Below are 17,399 nucleotides of genomic sequence, written 5' to 3'. Positions count from 1 at the left end.
CCCTCGCCCGGGGGTGACGTCTTCCGGCCGGGCATAAAAAAAGCAGGCTCACGATTCGTGGCCTGCTTTTTTTCGACTTCGGTGACGCGTTGGTACCGCGTTGGTGCCGCGTTGATGACGGGCTGGTGCTGGGTTATCAGTTGCCGGTTTCCCACATGACGGCGACATTGAGCTTGTTGGCTTCGCGCAGCATGTCGAGCAACGGATACGCGCGTTGTGCGAGCCGCAGGCGGTTGTCCTCATCGCGCTCGTCGGACTTCTTGCCCTCGCTTTCTTTCTTCGCGGCTTCGTTGTCTTCCGCAATCGCGGCTTCGAGCTTCGCGATCGCACCGCCGGTTTCGTCATCCCCGATCGCCCCGCGTTCGCCGAGCTTTTTGCCGACGACACCGAGCAGATACTGTGCGAGATTTTCCAGCATGGTGATATTCGGTGACGCTTTCGACTTGAACGTTACCAGCATGGTTGCCTCCTTATTCGACTTATCCCCACTGCCACTGCGCCCCCATGTCACGTAATGTGCGGGGCCGCGGGCACCGTGGAATCATCATACACCTGTTAAAATCCGGTGCTGACGATTCAATTGCCTGTCTGGACGCCGTCCGGACGCACCCGAAACACCCGCCATGCTACCCGCCCAAAAGAATGCTCTCGTCGCGCTGATCGGCGACGTCGTTACCGGCCTGCTGCCGACTGACGGCACCGCACCGGCCGCGCCGACGATCCTGCTGGAACGCCCGAAAGTCGCCGCTCACGGCGATCTGGCCTGTAACGTCGCGATGCAACTCGCCAAGCCGCTGCGCGCCAACCCGCGCGAGCTGGCGCAGAAGATCGCCGACGCGATTCTCGCCGACGCACGCGCCAAAGGTCTGGTCGACGCCGTCGAAATCGCCGGCCCCGGCTTCATCAACCTGCGTCTGGCCAATGCCGCCAAACAGTCGGTGGCCAGCGCCATCCTGACCGAAGGCGCCGCGTTCGGCCGCCGTGCCGCCAGCAACGAAGCCGCCCCGGTGCTCATCGAGTTCGTCTCGGCTAACCCGACCGGCCCGCTGCACGTCGGTCACGGCCGCCAGGCCGCGCTGGGCGACACCATCTCGGCACTGCTCGACACGCAAGGCCGCCCGGTGCACCGCGAGTTCTACTACAACGACGCCGGCGTGCAGATTCAGACGCTGGCGACGTCGGTGCAGGCCCGTGCACGCGGTTTCAAGCCGGGTGACGCCGAGTGGCCCGAGTCGGCCTACAACGGCGACTACATCGGCGACATCGCGCAAGATTTCCTCGCCGGTAAGACGGTGCAGGCGTCCGACGGCGAGCCGGTCACCGGCAGCGGCAACGTGGAAGACATCGACTCGATCCGCGCGTTTGCGGTGGCGTATCTGCGCCGCGAGCAAGACATCGATCTGCAAACGTTCGGCGTGATCTTCGATCAGTACTATCTCGAGTCGTCGCTGTACGCCGACGGCAGCGTCGAGCGCACGGTACAGGCGCTCATCGATGCCGGCGTGACGTACGAACAGGACGGCGCGCTGTGGCTGCGCACGACCGACTACGGCGACGACAAGGACCGCGTGATGCGCAAGTCCGACGGCACGTTCACGTACTTCGTGCCCGACGTGGCATATCACACGCGCAAGTGGGACCGCGGTTTCCACCAAGTCATCAACGTGCAGGGCTCGGACCACCACGGCACCATCGCCCGCGTGCGCGCCGGTCTGCAAGCGCTCGGCATCGGTATTCCGAAGGGCTACCCCGACTACGTGCTGCACAAGATGGTCACCGTCATGCGCAACGGCGAAGAGGTGAAGATCTCCAAGCGTGCCGGCAGCTACGTGACCGTGCGCGACCTGATCGAATGGTCGGGCGGCATCACGGCCGAGACGCCGATCACCGACCCGGCTGCCCGTGAAGATGCGCTGCGCCGTGGCCGCGACGCCGTGCGGTTCTTCCTGATCTCGCGCAAGGCCGACACCGAATTCGTGTTCGACGTGGATCTCGCGCTCAAGCAGAACGACGAGAACCCGGTGTATTACGTGCAGTACGCACACGCCCGCATCTGCTCGATCCTCACGCAGTGGGGCGGTGACGAGGCGCAACTCGCGAATGTCGATCTGTCGCCGCTCGACAGCGAGCGCGCCCTCGCGTTGCTGCAACTGCTCGCCGAGTATCCGGACATGCTCACGCGTGCCGCCGAAGAACTGGCCCCGCACGCGGTGGCGTTCTATCTGCGCGATCTCGCGGGTGCGTTCCACTCGTTCTATAACTCGGACCGCGTGCTGGTCGACGACGACACCGTCAAGCATGCGCGCCTCGCGCTGCTCGCGGCGACGCGTCAGGTGCTGCGCAACGGTCTGGCCGTGCTGGGCGTGTCTGCACCGGCCAAGATGTAACTCCAACCACTCCGGACCGGAAACGCAACGGAACTCTGTAAGGACGGAATCGACTCGATGGCAAACAAACGTCGTCAGCCCCGCCAGCGGGGCGGCACATTCCTGGGCATCGTGCTCGGCCTGATCGTTGGGCTGGCCGTTGCCGTCGTTGTTGCGCTCTACATTACGAAGACGCCGACCCCGTTCGTCGAAAAGACGCCGCCGCGCCCTGCCGACAACTCGCCGGCCGCGCAGCCGCCCGATCCGAACAAGTCGCTCCAGCCGCGAACCCCGCTGCCGGGCGCGGCCCCGGGTACTGTGACGCCGGACACCGCGTCGCAGCCGGCCGTCACGTCGCCGCTCGTCCCGGGCACGACTGTTACGCCCGCCACACCTGAAACCACGGCCCCGGCCGTGCCGGCCACCCCGGCCACCCCGCCGGCCAAGCCCTCGCCGGCCGACATCCTGAACGGCAAGTCGACCGTCCCGGTCGCACCGCCGACGACGCCCCCGGCCAGCGCCACGGATAACGCCAGCACGGGTTATTACCTGCAAGTGGGTGCGTTCAAGTCGCAAAACGACGCCGAACAACTGCGTGCCAAGCTGGCCCTGTCGGGCTTCGAAGCGAAGGTGACGCAGCGCGACGCCAACGGCCTCACGCTGTTCCGCGTGCGCCTTGGCCCGTACGGCAAGCTCGACGAGATGAACCACGTGCGTCAACGCCTGCAAGACGGCGGCTACGACACGGCAGTCATCCGTTTCACGAAGCAATGAACGAACGCAAGCGGCGTTGCGCCTGTCGCAACGCCGCTTGTTTTCCGATCGCCGAAGTCATTTGCCGGGCCGGTCGCGAGCGCATACCGGTACAGCAAGTCGTCGCAAAATGCCCCATCATGCGGGGGGAATTTGGCACACTCGACACACGCAACGCGTTGAACCCGGCGAATGCCGCCCGGTCATACGCAGTGGCGAATGTGCCTCAGGGCCTGTTCCCCCTAATTCCGGGCTATGGTTTCGCAGAAGCGTCGCTACACCAGCGCTGGCGCGCCTGCTTCACTCCTAAACAACGATCATGAAAAAACTTCTTGGTGCCGTTCTGATTTCTTTCGGGTTTCTCTCGGGTGCGGCCGTTGCCTCGCCTGAAGCGCCGGTCGCGGGGACCGACTACGTGACGATTCCGCAGCAACCGCTCACCGCGGGTGCCGGCAAGATCGAAGTGACCGAATTCTTCTGGTACGGCTGCCCGCATTGCAATGCGCTCGAGCCGACGCTTGAAAAGTGGGTCAAGGCGCAGGGCAAGGACGTCGTGTTCAAGCGCGTGCCGGTGGCCTTCCAAAGCCGCTTTGAGCCGCACACGCGCATGTTCATTGCGCTGACTGCGCTGGGCAAGGAAGCCGAACTCACGCCGAAGGTCTTCAATGAAATTCACGTCAAGCACAACTACCTGCTGACCAAGGAATCGCAAGCCGACTTCCTCGCGCAGTTCGGCATCGACAAGACGGCTTACATCAACGCCTACGACGCCGCTGGCAAGCCTGCCATGATGCGCAAGGAAACGCCGGTCGAACTGGCCAACAAGGCGTGGCAGGACTACAAGATCGACGGCGTGCCGACGATCGCGATCCAAGGCAAGTACCTCGTCTCGCCGGCCACCTCGGGCGACGCGCTGCAAAAGGCCGGCAAGCCGGCGACGACCGAGCAGCAGACGTTCGACGCGGCCCTCAAGACGGCCGATTCGATCATCAATCAGATCCGCGCGAAGAAGCTCTAAGCTTCGCGCCTCACAAAGCCCGGCTCCGGCCGGGCTTTTGCGTTCATGGCGACACATACTGCATCACCGAAGGTCTTCATCACGGGCGCCTCCAGCGGGCTGGGCGAGGCGCTCACGCGGCACTACGCCGCCGAGGGCGCCATTCTCGGGCTGGTTGGGCGGCGCGGCGACAAGCTCGCCGATCTGGCCGCCACGCTGCCGCATCCACACGCCGTGCATTGCTACGCACTCGATGTGCGTGACGCGATCGCGCTGCGCGCCGCCGCCGAAGACTTCATGTCGCGCCACGGCACGCCGGACATCGTGATCGCCAACGCCGGTATCAGCCACGGCGTGAACACCGAAGACCCCGCCGATCTGCCGCATTTCGCGTCGGTCATGGACACGAACTGGATGGCGATGGTCGCCACCTTCAGCCCGTTTGTCGGTCCCATGCGTGCGGTCAAACGCGGTGCGCTCGTGGGTATCGGTAGCGTGGCGGGCGTACGCGGTCTGCCGGGGCACGGCGCGTACAGCGCGTCGAAAGCCGCAGCGATGACGTATCTGGAAAGCCTGCGCGTGGAATTGCGCGCCGACAAAGTCGCGGTGGTTACGATCGCGCCGGGCTACATCCGTACGCCGATGACCGACGGCAATCCGTTCCCGATGCCGTTCCTGATGGATGCCGGCAAGTTCGCGCGCAAGGCCGCCAGCGCCATTGCACGGCGCAAGCGCTTTGTCGTGCTGCCGTGGCAGATGGGCGTGGTGGCCTGCCTGTTGCGACGCCTGCCGCGCTGGCTCTATGACATGGCGTTCGCCAAAGCCCCACGCAAGCCGCGTATGGCAGATCGTCAGAAAGCGGCCGACGGCACGCAAGCCGCGTCGAAAACGGACACCGATCCTTCCTGAGCCAGCGCTCACACCCGGGCGCCGCCCATACGCGGCGTGGCGCCCGTCCCCTGCCGCCTCCCGCGTCTCATCCCTGAAACGACCTCCCGCCAGCGGAATATTGACCCGTTGTGGTGCGTTGCGTACCTGCGCTAGAGTGGATAAGTCACTCAAACAGAGGTCACACAGACAGCGCACACAAGACGCACACACGTCACTGACGGTTTTGCCGCCACCAGAGAGAAGGCCATGCCGGCGCGCGGTTGCTGCCGGGTGAGGCTTCCAAGTGCGGCGCTCCCAACCAAGAGCAGGAGAGGCACATGCAGGCAACCCCCACCGGCACGCCGGTTATCGATCCGGCACTGCGACGCAAGGCTGTGATCGGGTCTACGCTGGGCAACGCATTCGAGTGGTTCGACTTCACCGTCTACGGTCTGTTCGCCGTCGTCATTGCAAAACTGTTCTTCCCTGCCGTCGATGAGACCAACTCGCTGCTCGCGAGTGTGGCGTCGCTCGGTGTCGCATTCTTCTTCCGTCCCATTGGCGGTATTGCTTTCGGTCTCTATGCCGACCACGCGGGCCGTAAGTCGGCGCTGTCGGTCATGGTGCTGCTCATGGCGCTGGGTACCGGCCTGATCGGTATCGCCCCGACCTACGCGACCATCGGCTTCGCGGCACCGCTGCTGATTCTGCTGGCGCGGGTGATTCAGGGCTTCTCCGCCGGGGGCGAATTCGGCGGCTCGACGGCCATGCTGATCGAGTTCTCGCCGCCGCACCTGCGCGGCTTCTACGGCAGCTTCCAGATGTGCTCGCAAGCGCTGGCCGTCGCGCTCGCCGGGCTGTGTGCGTATCTGCTCAATACGGGGCTGACGAAAGAAGCGCTGGAATCGTGGGGCTGGCGTCTGCCGTTCCTGTTCGGGATTCTGATCGGCCCGGTAGGTTTCTACATTCGCCGCCGCATGACGGAATCGCCGGAGTTCCTCGCCTACGCCGCCGTGCGTGAACCCACGCGCCGCACGCCGCTCGCCGAAGTGTTCGCGAATCACTATCGCTCGCTGATCGCCGGCTTCGGCCTGACGGTGGCTGCGACGACGTCGTTCTACGTCACGCTGATCTACACGCCGATTTACGCAGTGAAGCAACTCGGTCTGTCGCAAGGTGCGGCGAGCTTGTCGACGTTTGTCGCCGCCATGCTGATCGCGTTCATGTGCCCGCTCGCGGGCTGGATCTCGGATCGCGTGGGCCGCAAGCCGCTGATCCTGCTGTTCGTGCTGCTCTATGGGCTGGCGTCGTTCTGGATGTTCACGCGACTGCATGGCGCACCGTCGATGGGCAACCTGCTGCTCGCGCAGATTCTGCCGGCCGTTTGCATGGGCTTCGTGTGGGGCGCGTTCCCGACGGCCGTCACCGAGGTGTTTCCGGTAGGGGTGCGCTCGACGGGCGTGTCGATTCTCTACAACGTGTCGGTCATGCTCTTCGGCGGTCTGGCGCCGTTCTGGATCACGTACCTGATCAAGGCGACGCAAAACGAGCTGGCCCCGGCGTACTACATCCTGCTCACCGTGGCGATCAGCCTCGTCACGTACGGACTGCTCGGCCGCGATGGCCGTCACATTCCGTCGGCAGCGCAGCACGCTTGATTGCCAACAACGCGATGCCAGCGCCGCCACTGCGATGACTGACATGCGTTGCCGACCCGATACCGATACCGGTACCCCGCTCTCGCGCCCGCGACAGCGGGGTTTTCTTTTTGGCCGCCGCAACGGCGCCCGGCACTGAGACGTCTGCCCCCATGTTCGAGTATCAGGATTGGCTGCCCTTCAAGTTTGCGTCGGCACGACTGGACGGGAAGGTTCACGAGCGCACCGCCATCTTCATCGAGGCAACACTGGCCGCGACCGGTCAGCGGGTGCGCTTTCAATGGGATACGGGGGCGCCGGCGAACCTGCTCTATGGGCGAGCCGCCGGGCCGGTGTTGGGCGTGGCTGACGAGGCGTTGCCGACGTCGTCCGCTTCATCGGCCTCGTCCACGCTGCCCACTGAAATGGCGTTGATTTTCGACAGCGGACTGCGCATGCAAGTCCCGTTCGAAGCTCGGCCCGCGTTGGGAACTGTGCCGCGCTCGCCGGATGAGCCACCGTTGATCGGCACGCTCGGCTACGCGTTCACGCGCGGGATGGCCATTGCGATCGACTACCGGGAGCAACGCATCTACTGGCTGAACCCGGAACAAACGGACGCGTTGAGCGCGCGATGGCCGGCGCATTTCTCGCGCTATCGGGAAAGCGCGGGCAACCTGCGCGACAAGATTCTGGTGGACTACGCCGCCCCGGCGTTCAGCGGGCTGGCGATTTTCGACACGGGGAGCAGCATGTTCGAGCTGGTGGTGCCGCCCGACCAGTGGGCACTCATCCCGGACACCGCCACGGCCGACGACCGCCCCGCGCCGATCACAGTGCCCGCTTTGGGAAACCCGCTGGTGATGCTGCCCAAACGCACCGACCTTGCACTGACGGTCGGCGGGCAACCGGTGCATGTGACGCTGGCCTACACGTTGCGCGACGACGATCGCATGGCGCCGACGATTGGCAACGCGCCCTTCCTGGAGCGCATCGTGGTGATCGACACAGTGGGAAAACGCTTCGGGGTGTTGCCGCGCCGTTGAGGCGATCGGCAACGATTTGACGCGACGCGAGCAAGGTCGCGTCGCTATGGTTGGCGCGGCTATGGTTGAAGCGGCTATCGCACGACGTTGTCACGCCGGCGAGAATCGCCACACACCTTTTTCGTCGCGCGCGCGCTTGAGTTCGCCCTTGCGCCAGAGCATGTGCAAATGCGCCAGCGCCTCGCCCATGGCAAACGTGGTCTGGTGCGCATCGAGCTTGCGGTGGAACATGATCGGCACGATGTCGCCCGCGCTTTGCGGCGACTTGGCGCACGCCTCGCGCACTTCCTGCAAACGGGCATCGTGGTGATCGCGCAATTGCCGGATACGCGTATGCAAACCGGTGAACGGGCGGCCATGCGACGGCAGCACCAAGCAGTCTTCCGGCAGATCGAGATACACGCCCAGCGAATCGAGGAACAGTTGCAGCGAGTTGGCCTCGGGCTCGATGTCGAACACGCTGACGTTGGTCGAGATGCGCGGCAGCACCATGTCGCCGGAAATCAGCACGTTGTGCTGTTCGCTGTACAACGCCATGTGTTCCGGAGAATGACCGAAGCCGGCAATCATGCACCAGTCGCTGCCGCCGATGCGCAACGTGTCGCCATCGCGCAAACGGTAGAAGCGTGACGGCACTTCGGGCACGAGATCGCTGAAATAGGTCTTGCGATGGCGAATCTGGTCGATCATCGCTTCGTCGGCGAGGCCATGCGCGATGAAGTGCGCCACGGCGAATTCGCCACCGGCGTTCGAGCTGTTGTTGTTATCGCCTGACGACATCAACCGGCCCCACGCGTAGTCGCCCTGCGACATCGCGAGGCGGGCGTCCCAGCGCTGCTTGTCGCCGCCCTTGCAGATCCAGTGGGCGAGGCCGAGGTGATCGGGGTGGCAATGCGTGACGAGCACACGCAGCACCGGCTCGCCGCCGAGCGCGGTGTCGAACACCTGCTCCCAGTACGCCTTGATTTGCGGATGCGTAATGCCGCAGTCGACAACTGTCCAGCCTTTGACGCCGTCCACTTCGTCGCGCAGCAGCCACAGATTGATGTGATCGAGCACGAACGGTAGCGGCATGCGCACCCAGAAGACGCCCGGCACGACTTCGTGCACGGTGCCGCCGTCGGGCAGGAGTTCACCAAAGGGGTAATTCAGTTGTTGTTCGAGGGCATTCACGGGGGCCACGCTCCAGATGGGCTTGTGCTGTTGTTCTTGAAGTAGACGCCGTCACCGATTGCATACGATGCAACTTGACGCTAACGTAAACGGCAATTCTATCTGCAATGGTAAGCGCCCGCTTAAACGCGGCAGCGCCGCAGCCGCGCCATCGTCATGCATAGCCACGCTTAGTTGCGCTCAGTCACGCTTAGCCACGCCTAGCCACGGATAGCCCCGCCCACACCATGTCTGCCAACCCGATGCTGACTTACACGATTACCGACCTCGCGCGCGAGTTCGACATTACGCCCCGGGCGATCCGCTTCTACGAAGATCAGGGGCTGCTCACACCCGCCCGCGAAGGCCCCGGCGGACGCCATCGGGTCTACACCGGCCAAGACCGCACACGCCTGAAGCTCACGCTGCGCGGCAAGCGGCTCGGCCTGACGCTCTCCGAGATCAAGACGATTCTCGATCTCTACGAATCGCCCAAAGACACCGTGCCGCAGCTCAAGGTGTTTCTGGAAACGCTCGCTCAGCACCGCGAAGTGCTCGAACAACAGCTCGAAGACCTCCACGCCACGCTCGATGAAGTCTCGCAGCACGAGGCGCAATGTCTGGCACTGCTCGAGGCGGCCGGAGAATCGGCACCGCCCGCCCTCTCGCGCCGTGTGAAGGTGCCTGCAACCTCGCATTAATCTGGAAAGTCCCTACTTTACGTTTACGTTAACGTAAAGTAGTATTTGCCGATCTGTGGTCTTGAAGCCGCCTATCGCCATGAACGTTTCCGTCTCCCATGCCGCGCCGCTCGACGACGCCATCGCCGCGAAAATTCGCGCCAGTTTCGACGTGCAAGGCGTCATGACCCACTGGGGCGCACAAATCACGCATCTGGCGGACGGTCACTGCGAGATCACCCTGCCTTTCTCGGACAAGGTCAACCAGCAGCACGGTTTCTTCCACGGCGGCGTCATCGGCGCGATTGCCGACTCGGCAGGCGGCTACGCCGGTTACACGCGCATTTCGCCCGAACACGAGCTGGTCACCGCGGAATACAAGCTGAACATTCTCGCGCCGGGCAAGGGCGATACACTGGTCGGACGCGGTCAGGTTGTCAAAGCCGGACGCTCGCTTATCGTCGCGACCGCCGAGCTCTTCGCCATCGACGGCGGCAAATGGACGCTGTGCGCACTTATGCAGCAAACGCTGTTCGTGCTGCCGCCCACGCGCTGATGCCGGCTCGGGCGGCCCTGCTGAACGTGGCTTAAGTCGCTTAGGTCGATTACGTCGATTACGTCGCACCCACGCTGCCGCGCCCAGCCGAATACTGCTTTAGACGCTACCCAACACCACCCCGAACATAAGCGCGAGCCACGAGCCACGCGCCCCCTCAGGAGACTGCCTCATGACTATGCTGCCCGGCCTCAACTTCATGCTCGGCGAAGACTTGGACATGCTGCGCGATTCGGTCGCGAACTTCGCGGCGAAAGAAATCGCACCGCGTGCCGCCGAAGTCGACCGCACCGACCAATTCCCGATGGACCTCTGGCGCAAGATGGGCGACCTCGGCGTGCTCGGCATGACGGTCTCGGAAGAATACGGCGGTGCCAACATGGGCTACGTCGCGCACATGATCGCGATGGAAGAAATCTCGCGCGCCTCGGCCTCGGTCGGCCTGTCGTACGGCGCCCACTCGAATCTGTGCGTGAACCAGATTCACCGCAACGGCACGGCCGCCCAAAAGGCGAAGTACCTGCCGAAGCTGGTCTCGGGCGAACACGTCGGCGCACTCGCCATGAGCGAGCCGAATGCCGGCTCGGACGTGGTGAGCATGAAGCTGCGCGCCGAAAAACGCGGCGACCGCTACGTGCTCAACGGCACCAAGATGTGGATCACCAACGGCCCGGATTGCGACACGCTGGTGGTCTACGGCAAGACCGATCCGGAAGCGGGCGCACGCGGCATGACGGCGTTTATCGTCGAAAAGGGCATGAAGGGCTTCTCGGTCGCGCAAAAGCTCGACAAGCTCGGCATGCGCGGCTCGCACACGGGCGAACTGGTCTTCGAGAACGTGGAAGTGCCGGAAGAGAACGTGCTGGGTCAGGTCGGCGGCGGCGTGAAGGTGCTGATGAGCGGTCTGGACTATGAACGCGCCGTGCTCGCCGGTGGCCCGCTGGGCATCATGCAGGCCGCCATGGACGTGGTGGTGCCTTACATCCACGACCGCAAGCAGTTCGGCCAGTCGATCGGTGAATTCCAGCTCATTCAGGGCAAGGTCGCCGACATGTACACGATTCTGCAAGCCAGCCGTGCGTATCTCTACGCGGTGGGCCGTCAGCTCGATTCGCTGGGCAGCGATCACGTGCGTCAGGTCCGCAAAGACTGCGCCGGCGTGATTCTCTACACGGCAGAAAAGGCCACTTGGATGGCCGGCGAAGCGATCCAGATTCTGGGCGGCAACGGCTACATCAACGAGTATCCGGTCGGGCGCCTGTGGCGCGACGCGAAGCTCTATGAGATCGGCGCCGGCACGTCGGAGATCCGCCGCATGCTGATCGGCCGCGAGCTGTTCGCGGAAACCATGTAAAGGGCGGATGTAAAACCCGGATGTAACACGCGGCTGTAACGCGCGGAAATTCACGCAATATCAGGGAGATAGCAGGGGCGACGCGATATCGATACGGGGGCAGACCGGAAGGCTACAATCAGCCGGAGATCGCCCCCTGCGCCCTTCCCGACCGGTATGAATCACTTTCCGAAACTCCTGTCGTCGCAGATCGCTTACGACGTCGCCCGCACGATGCTGGACGGCTTCGACAAGCACTACCGCATCTTTCGCGAGGTGTGCGTGTCGGCACAGGCATGTTTCGAAGCGGGTGACTTCACCGGCATTCAGAAGCTCCAGCGCAATCGCATCGCCTATTACGACGAACGCGTGCGCGAATGCGTCGAGACGCTGTCGAGCCGCTTCGATGCGCAAGCGCTCGACGACGATGTCTGGCAGCAGGTGAAGCTGCACTACATCGGGCTGCTCACGGAGCATCGTCAGCCGGAACTGGCCGAAACGTTTTTCAACTCGGTCTGCTGCAAGATCCTGCACCGCTCGTACTTCAACAATCGCTTCATTTTCGTGCGGCCCGCCATCGCGACGGAATACATCGAGAACGATGCGCCGGCTGCGAAGCCCACGTACCGGGTCTACTACCCGGCGCAGGACGGCATGGCCGCCACGCTCTCGCGCATCGTCACGAACTTTCAGCTCACGCGCCCGTTCGCCGATCTGCCGCGCGACGTGGCCTATGTGATGCGTGCCATCGACGAAGCGTTCGGTGAATTCGAACAGGCCCCGAATTTCCAGATTCACGTACTCGCGTCGCTGTTTTTCCGGAACAAGGCGGCGTACGTCGTCGGCCGGATCGTCAACGGCGATGTGACCACGCCGTTCGCGATGCCGATCGTGCACGACGCCGACGGGTATCTGGCAATCGACACCGTGCTGCTGCGCCGCGACGAGTTGCGTGTGGTGTTCAGCTTCACGCACGCGTACTTCATGGTCGACATGGAAGTGCCGTCGGCCTACGTGCAGTTTCTGCGCACGATCATGCCGAGCAAGCCGAAGGCGGAGATCTACACCTCGGTCGGCCTGCAAAAGCACGGCAAGAATCTGTTCTACCGCGATTTTCTGCATCACCTGAAGCATTCGAGCGACAAATTCGTCACCGCCCCCGGCATTCGCGGGCTGGTGATGCTGGTCTTCACGCTGCCCTCTTACCCGTACGTCTTCAAAGTCATCCGCGAGCGCTTTGCGCCGCCCAAGGAGACGACGCGCGAGCAGGTGAAGGCGAAGTATCTGATGGTCAAACAGCATGATCGCGTCGGCCGCATGGCCGATACGCTGGAGTTCTCGAGCGTGGCGTTTCCGCTCGCGCGTTTCGACGACGCGCTGCTCGCCGAGCTTCAATCGGAAGTGCCGTCGCTGCTGGAGGTCGACGGCGACGCGCTGGTGATTCGCCATTGCTATATCGAGCGCCGCATGACGCCGCTCAATCTCTGGCTGCACCAAGGCGCGTCGGACGCCGAGATCGATCACGCCATGCGCGAGTACGGCAATGCGGTCAAGGAACTGATGGCGGCGAACATCTTCCCGGGCGACATGCTGTACAAGAATTTCGGTGTGACGCGCCACGGCCGGGTGGTCTTCTACGATTACGACGAACTGGAATATCTGACGGATTGCCACATCCGTCGAGTACCAGAACCCCGTAACGAAGAAGAGGCGATGTCGGGGGAAGTCTGGTACCGTGTAGGCCCGCACGACGTGTTTCCGCAGACGTTTGAGACGTTTTTGACCGGCGACCCGCGCGTGCGGCACTCTCTGAGCCAGCATCATCCGGACTTCTTCGACCCGGCCCTGTGGCAAAGCCATCAGGAACGGGTACAAGCCGGACAGATGCACGACTTCTATCCGTACGATGTCTCGCTGCGTTTCGTCAATCGCTACGGCACCGGCAGCGGTGCCACGCACGCTACAGTCCGCCCCGCCCGGGCGGCCGTGGCTTGAGCGAATGACGCTGCCTAGCGCACGACACGCCCACCGGATGACACGATCATGACTGAAGACAAAGACCAACCCCTGATCCATCTGCTCGACAACAACCGCGCCTGGGTGGCCAGCGTGAACGCGGAAGATCCCGCATTTTTCGAGCGCTTGGCCAAACAACAAGCCCCGGAATATCTGTGGATCGGCTGCTCGGACTCCCGCGTCCCGGCCAACCAGATCACGGGGCTCGCACCGGGCGAGGTGTTCGTTCACCGCAACATCGCCAACGTGGTGGTGCACAGCGATCTGAACTGCCTCTCGGTGCTGCAATTCGCCATCGAAGTGCTCAAGGTGCGCCACATCATGGTGGTGGGCCACTACGGCTGCGGCGGCGTGGGTGCAGCGCTCGACGGCGCCAAGATGGGTCTCGTCGACAACTGGCTGCGCCATGTGCGCGACGTCTACGAGCGCCACCTCGACCAGATCGACGCCCTGCCCTCGCGCGACGCGCGCCACGACCGCCTGTGCGAACTCAACGCCATTGAGCAGGTAGTGAACATCTGCCACACGACGGTATTGCGCGACGCGTGGGCCCGCAACCAGCCGGTCACGGTGCATGGCTGGGTGTACGGCCTGCGCGACGGTCTGGTGCGCGACCTGCGCATGTCGGTCAACAGCCTTGAAGCCCTGCCGCGCGTGTATGAACGCTGCGTCGCGGCATTTGCAGAACTGCGTAATCCGCGCGCGTAATTCAAGCGCATTAGCCTCACTCGCGAGTGCCTTCGGGCACTCGCCAGCCCTTGCAGCGCTCGCGGACGACGGAACGACTGAAGCATTGGATATCCCGGTGCCGGCGGCAAACGCCGACGGCACCGGTCACCGATTACAGGAGAACTGCCATGCAAGACCCGATCGTTATCGTTTCCGCTGCCCGTACCCCGATGGGTGGCCTGCAAGGGGTGTTCGGCGACGTCGCCGCCCCGCAACTGGGCGCTGCCGCCATTCGTGCGGCCGTTGAGCGCGCCGGACTCAAACCCGAACAAATCGACGAAGTCGTGATGGGCTGCGTGCTGCCCGCTGGTCAGGGCCAAGCACCGGCCCGTCAGGCCACGCTCGGCGCCGGCCTGCCGCTCGCTGCCGGTGCCACGACGGTCAACAAGATGTGCGGCTCAGGTATGCGCGCTGCGATGTTCGCGCACGACATGCTCGTTGCCGGCAGCGCCGACGTGATCGTCGCCGGCGGCATGGAGAGCATGAGCAACGCGCCGTATCTGCTGCCCAAGGCCCGTGCCGGCATGCGCATGGGACACGGTCAGGTCATCGACCACATGTTCTTCGACGGTCTGGAAGACGCCTACGACAAGGGCCGACTGATGGGCACGTTTGCCGAAGAATGCGCCGACCGCTACGCCTTCACGCGCGAAGCACAAGACGCCTTCGCCATCGCCTCGCTGGAGCGCGCACAGAACGCCACCAAGGACGGCTCCTTCGCGTGGGAAATCACCGCCGTGACCGTGCCGGGCCGCAAGGGCGACACCGTGGTCGAGCACGACGAACAGCCGTTCAAAGCCAACCCCGAGAAGATTCCGACGCTCAAGGGCGCCTTCCGCAAGGACGGCACCGTGACGGCCGCCAACTCGTCGTCGATCTCCGACGGCGCCGCCGCACTCGTGCTCATGCGCGAGTCCACCGCCAAGCGCCTCGGCCTGACGCCGCTCGCACGCATCGCCGGGCACAGCACGTTCGCCCAAGCCCCGGGCCTGTTCACGACGGCCCCGGTCGGCGCGATTCGCAAGCTGTTCGAGAAAACCGGCTGGTCGGCAAGCAACGTCGACCTGTACGAAATCAACGAAGCCTTTGCCGTCGTCACGATGGCCGCCATGCACGAATTCGATCTGCCGCACGACAAGGTGAACATTCACGGCGGCGCCTGCGCCCTCGGCCACCCCATCGGCGCCTCGGGTGCGCGTATTCTGGTCACCTTGATCGGCGCGCTGCGCAAGACCGGTGGCAAGCGCGGCGTCGCCAGCCTGTGTATCGGCGGCGGCGAAGCGACGGCCATGGCGATCGAGCTCGTCTGATCATTTCCGGCTGCCGTTCGTTGTGGGCCACCAAGCTCACCAACCCACGGCAGCCCTCCAACTTAGGACTCACGCGTCATGAAAACTGCCCTCATCATCGGTGCTTCCCGCGGTATCGGTCTCGAATTCGTGCGGCAATACCGGGAAGACGGCTGGCGCGTGATCGGCACGGCCCGCAATGACGAGGGTCTGGCCGCGTTGCGCGATCTCGGCGCCCAACCGCTCAAACTCGACGTCACCCGTATCGAGTCGGTTGCCGGCCTCACGTGGCAGCTCGACGGCGAAGCACTCGATGTCGCGATCTACAACGCCGGTGTGAATTCAGAACGCACGACCGGCCTCGCACCGATTACCCGCGAGGAGTTCGACCGTGTGTTTCACACGAACGTGCTCGGGGCGATGCAGGTCGCGCCGCTCGTGTTGCCGTTCGTCGAAGAGGCCAAGGGGTCGTTCGGTTTTCTGTCGAGCCGCATGGGCAGCGTCGCCTTGATGGATTCGAACGGCAGCTGGTTGTACCGCGCCAGCAAGGCCGCCGTGAACTCGGTGGTCAAGGCTGCTTCGCTCGAAGCGCAGCAGGCGACGTGCGTAGCGATGCACCCGGGCTGGGTGCGCACGGACATGGGTGGCGAGAACGCCGACATCGACGTGCAGACGAGCGTTGCCGGCATGCGCCGCGTGCTGGCCCGCGCCCCGGGCGAGCGCGCCACGCACAACGGCGGGTTCTTCAATTACGACGGCAACGCGCTCACTTGGTAAGCCAGCACGTTGCAGAGCAGCACCGGAATCACTGTAGTCAACGTAGTCAACGAATAACAAGCTGTACGCCCTACCGCCGTATCTTTTGATAAGCGGGCCAGAAACGTCATTCTGAAACGGAGCCACCATGACGTCCGCCATCGACTTTTATTTCGACTTCGCATCCCCGTACGGGTATTTTGCGAGCACCTGCATCGACGAGATTGCCAACAAGTACGGACGCGGTGTCGCCTGGCATCCGATTCTGCTCGACATTGTCTACAAGGTGAACGGCACAGGCGCGCCGGTGCAGCATCCGATCAAGACCGAGTACATGCGTCGCGACGTCGAACGCACGGCCCGCTTCAAGGGCATCGCGTACAAGCGTCCGTCGCACTTCCCCATTCCGACGCAATGCGCCGAGCGCGCCGTGCTCTGGGTGGCGGACCATCGCGGCGGCGATCTCGCCGCAGAATTCGCCAAACTGATCTACCGCGCGCTCTACGTCGACGACGTGAACATCGGTGAGCCCGCCGAACTCGTCAGACTCGGCGAGACCCTCGGCATCGACGGCGCAGCACTCGACAAGGGCATGCACTCGCCCGCAGCCAAGGACCACCTCAAGGCGGAAATCGATCTGGCGATGGCGCGCGGCGTGTTCGGCTCGCCCTTCGTGATCGTGGACGGCGAGCCGTTCTGGGGCTACGACCGTTTCGGTCAGGTGGAAGCCTGCCTGCAAAACGGCAAGGTCTGACGGGGCACGACGACATGGCAAGCCCCAAATCGCCCCGTCCGAATGCCGCATCGGCGGCATCGACCACGGCGCCGGACCTCGATCGCGAAGGCTGCCCCTGTGGCGGCCTCGCGTTCGATTCGTGCTGCGGCCGCTACATCGACGGCGGTGAGCTGCCGCCGACGGCAGAGGCACTGATGCGCTCGCGATACACCGCGTTCGTGCGTCAGAACGCCCCCTACCTGATCGACACGTGGGCTGCGCGCACGCGCCCTGCGACGCTCGATTTCGACGACGCGCCGCAGTGGCTGGGCCTGCAAGTCAAAGCGCATTTGCAACGCGACGACGCGCACGCCGAAGTGGAATTCGTCGCGCGCTACAAAGTGGGTGGCCGCGCACACCGGCTGCATGAGCGCAGCCGCTTCGAGCGCACCGACGACGGCCGCTGGCGCTATATCGACGGCGATCTGTTCGACTGACCACAAG

General features: G+C 63.9%; 17 protein-coding genes. 15 read left to right on the top strand and 2 right to left on the bottom strand.

What is annotated here, in order from left to right:
• Positions 1–136: 136 nt before the first annotated feature.
• Positions 137–460, bottom strand: a complete 324-nt coding sequence (locus PIN31009_RS02775; protein WP_150789231.1) for a DUF1840 domain-containing protein — start codon at positions 458–460, stop codon at positions 137–139.
• A gap of 163 nt (positions 461–623) precedes the next feature.
• On the opposite strand from PIN31009_RS02775, the gene argS reads away from it, so the two are divergent.
• From argS to PIN31009_RS02745, 6 genes are all read left to right on the top strand, one after another.
• Positions 624–2,387, top strand: coding sequence for an arginine--tRNA ligase (gene argS, locus PIN31009_RS02770; protein ID WP_150789230.1), 1,764 nt, complete (start codon positions 624–626; stop codon positions 2,385–2,387).
• 57 nt (positions 2,388–2,444) lie between these two features.
• Positions 2,445–3,140 (top strand): SPOR domain-containing protein, encoded by a 696-nt coding sequence (locus PIN31009_RS02765; RefSeq protein ID WP_150789229.1) that lies wholly within the window; start codon positions 2,445–2,447, stop codon positions 3,138–3,140.
• A gap of 298 nt (positions 3,141–3,438) precedes the next feature.
• A complete protein-coding gene (locus tag PIN31009_RS02760) occupies positions 3,439–4,137 on the top strand; it encodes a thiol:disulfide interchange protein DsbA/DsbL (RefSeq protein ID WP_150682908.1) in 699 nt (232 codons plus the stop codon).
• Between the two features lie 45 nt (positions 4,138–4,182).
• Entirely contained in the window at positions 4,183–5,025 is an 843-nt protein-coding gene (locus tag PIN31009_RS02755) for an SDR family oxidoreductase (RefSeq protein WP_150789228.1), read from the top strand.
• 299 nt (positions 5,026–5,324) lie between these two features.
• Positions 5,325–6,644, top strand: a complete 1,320-nt coding sequence (locus PIN31009_RS02750) for an MFS transporter (protein WP_150789227.1) — start codon at positions 5,325–5,327, stop codon at positions 6,642–6,644.
• A gap of 152 nt (positions 6,645–6,796) precedes the next feature.
• Positions 6,797–7,669, top strand: coding sequence for a hypothetical protein (locus PIN31009_RS02745; RefSeq protein WP_150789226.1), 873 nt, complete (start codon positions 6,797–6,799; stop codon positions 7,667–7,669).
• Positions 7,670–7,759: 90 nt separating this feature from the next.
• On the opposite strand, the gene PIN31009_RS02740 is transcribed toward PIN31009_RS02745, so the two are convergent.
• Positions 7,760–8,842 carry an MBL fold metallo-hydrolase gene (locus tag PIN31009_RS02740; RefSeq protein WP_150789225.1) on the bottom strand — a complete coding sequence of 361 codons (1,083 nt, stop codon included), beginning with the start codon at positions 8,840–8,842 and terminating at the stop codon, positions 7,760–7,762.
• A gap of 227 nt (positions 8,843–9,069) precedes the next feature.
• Here PIN31009_RS02740 and PIN31009_RS02735 point away from each other — a divergent pair, with 227 nt between their 5' ends.
• The 9 genes from PIN31009_RS02735 (at position 9,070) to PIN31009_RS02695 (ending at position 17,392) form a co-directional block, all read left to right on the top strand.
• Positions 9,070–9,522: a MerR family transcriptional regulator gene (locus PIN31009_RS02735; protein WP_150789224.1), complete on the top strand. Its 453-nt coding sequence runs from the start codon at positions 9,070–9,072 to the stop codon at positions 9,520–9,522.
• Positions 9,523–9,601: 79 nt separating this feature from the next.
• Entirely contained in the window at positions 9,602–10,057 is a 456-nt protein-coding gene (locus PIN31009_RS02730) for a PaaI family thioesterase (RefSeq protein ID WP_150789223.1), read from the top strand.
• Positions 10,058–10,229: 172 nt separating this feature from the next.
• On the top strand, positions 10,230–11,411 hold the full coding sequence (locus PIN31009_RS02725) for an isovaleryl-CoA dehydrogenase (RefSeq protein ID WP_058377009.1): 1,182 nt from the start codon (positions 10,230–10,232) through the stop codon (positions 11,409–11,411).
• Positions 11,412–11,567: 156 nt separating this feature from the next.
• Positions 11,568–13,385 carry a bifunctional isocitrate dehydrogenase kinase/phosphatase gene (gene aceK, locus PIN31009_RS02720; protein WP_150789222.1) on the top strand — a complete coding sequence of 606 codons (1,818 nt, stop codon included), beginning with the start codon at positions 11,568–11,570 and terminating at the stop codon, positions 13,383–13,385.
• 48 nt (positions 13,386–13,433) lie between these two features.
• Entirely contained in the window at positions 13,434–14,114 is a 681-nt protein-coding gene (gene can / locus PIN31009_RS02715) for a carbonate dehydratase (protein ID WP_058377007.1), read from the top strand.
• A 149-nt stretch (positions 14,115–14,263) separates the two neighbouring features.
• Positions 14,264–15,445, top strand: a complete 1,182-nt coding sequence (locus PIN31009_RS02710) for an acetyl-CoA C-acetyltransferase (protein ID WP_087690046.1) — start codon at positions 14,264–14,266, stop codon at positions 15,443–15,445.
• A 78-nt stretch (positions 15,446–15,523) separates the two neighbouring features.
• Complete coding sequence (locus PIN31009_RS02705) at positions 15,524–16,201, top strand: SDR family oxidoreductase (RefSeq protein ID WP_150682902.1); 678 nt, start codon at positions 15,524–15,526, stop codon at positions 16,199–16,201.
• 127 nt (positions 16,202–16,328) lie between these two features.
• Positions 16,329–16,934 (top strand): 2-hydroxychromene-2-carboxylate isomerase, encoded by a 606-nt coding sequence (locus PIN31009_RS02700; RefSeq protein WP_058377004.1) that lies wholly within the window; start codon positions 16,329–16,331, stop codon positions 16,932–16,934.
• Positions 16,935–16,948: 14 nt separating this feature from the next.
• On the top strand, positions 16,949–17,392 hold the full coding sequence (locus tag PIN31009_RS02695) for a YchJ family protein (RefSeq protein WP_150789221.1): 444 nt from the start codon (positions 16,949–16,951) through the stop codon (positions 17,390–17,392).
• Positions 17,393–17,399: the final 7 nt, after the last annotated feature.

The organism is Pandoraea iniqua (assembly GCF_902459685.1).
GTDB lineage: Bacteria > Pseudomonadota > Gammaproteobacteria > Burkholderiales > Burkholderiaceae > Pandoraea > Pandoraea iniqua.
This window is presented reverse-complemented; position numbering and strand designations above follow the sequence as displayed.

Bases quoted from the DNA above. Each gene is read 5' to 3' on its own strand.
- PIN31009_RS02695 (WP_150789221.1), top strand. From the start codon at position 16,949: ATGGCAAGCCCCAAATCGCCCCGTCCGAATGCCGCATCGGCGGCATCG.
- PIN31009_RS02745 (WP_150789226.1), top strand. From the start codon at position 6,797: ATGTTCGAGTATCAGGATTGGCTGCCCTTCAAGTTTGCGTCGGCACGA.
- PIN31009_RS02755 (WP_150789228.1), top strand. From the start codon at position 4,183: ATGGCGACACATACTGCATCACCGAAGGTCTTCATCACGGGCGCCTCC.
- PIN31009_RS02760 (WP_150682908.1), top strand. From the start codon at position 3,439: ATGAAAAAACTTCTTGGTGCCGTTCTGATTTCTTTCGGGTTTCTCTCG.
- PIN31009_RS02700 (WP_058377004.1), top strand. From the start codon at position 16,329: ATGACGTCCGCCATCGACTTTTATTTCGACTTCGCATCCCCGTACGGG.
- PIN31009_RS02705 (WP_150682902.1), top strand. From the start codon at position 15,524: ATGAAAACTGCCCTCATCATCGGTGCTTCCCGCGGTATCGGTCTCGAA.
- PIN31009_RS02730 (WP_150789223.1), top strand. From the start codon at position 9,602: ATGAACGTTTCCGTCTCCCATGCCGCGCCGCTCGACGACGCCATCGCC.
- PIN31009_RS02750 (WP_150789227.1), top strand. From the start codon at position 5,325: ATGCAGGCAACCCCCACCGGCACGCCGGTTATCGATCCGGCACTGCGA.
- argS (WP_150789230.1), top strand. From the start codon at position 624: ATGCTACCCGCCCAAAAGAATGCTCTCGTCGCGCTGATCGGCGACGTC.
- PIN31009_RS02775 (WP_150789231.1), bottom strand. From the start codon at position 460: ATGCTGGTAACGTTCAAGTCGAAAGCGTCACCGAATATCACCATGCTG.
- aceK (WP_150789222.1), top strand. From the start codon at position 11,568: ATGAATCACTTTCCGAAACTCCTGTCGTCGCAGATCGCTTACGACGTC.
- PIN31009_RS02765 (WP_150789229.1), top strand. From the start codon at position 2,445: ATGGCAAACAAACGTCGTCAGCCCCGCCAGCGGGGCGGCACATTCCTG.
- PIN31009_RS02735 (WP_150789224.1), top strand. From the start codon at position 9,070: ATGTCTGCCAACCCGATGCTGACTTACACGATTACCGACCTCGCGCGC.
- PIN31009_RS02725 (WP_058377009.1), top strand. From the start codon at position 10,230: ATGACTATGCTGCCCGGCCTCAACTTCATGCTCGGCGAAGACTTGGAC.
- PIN31009_RS02710 (WP_087690046.1), top strand. From the start codon at position 14,264: ATGCAAGACCCGATCGTTATCGTTTCCGCTGCCCGTACCCCGATGGGT.
- can (WP_058377007.1), top strand. From the start codon at position 13,434: ATGACTGAAGACAAAGACCAACCCCTGATCCATCTGCTCGACAACAAC.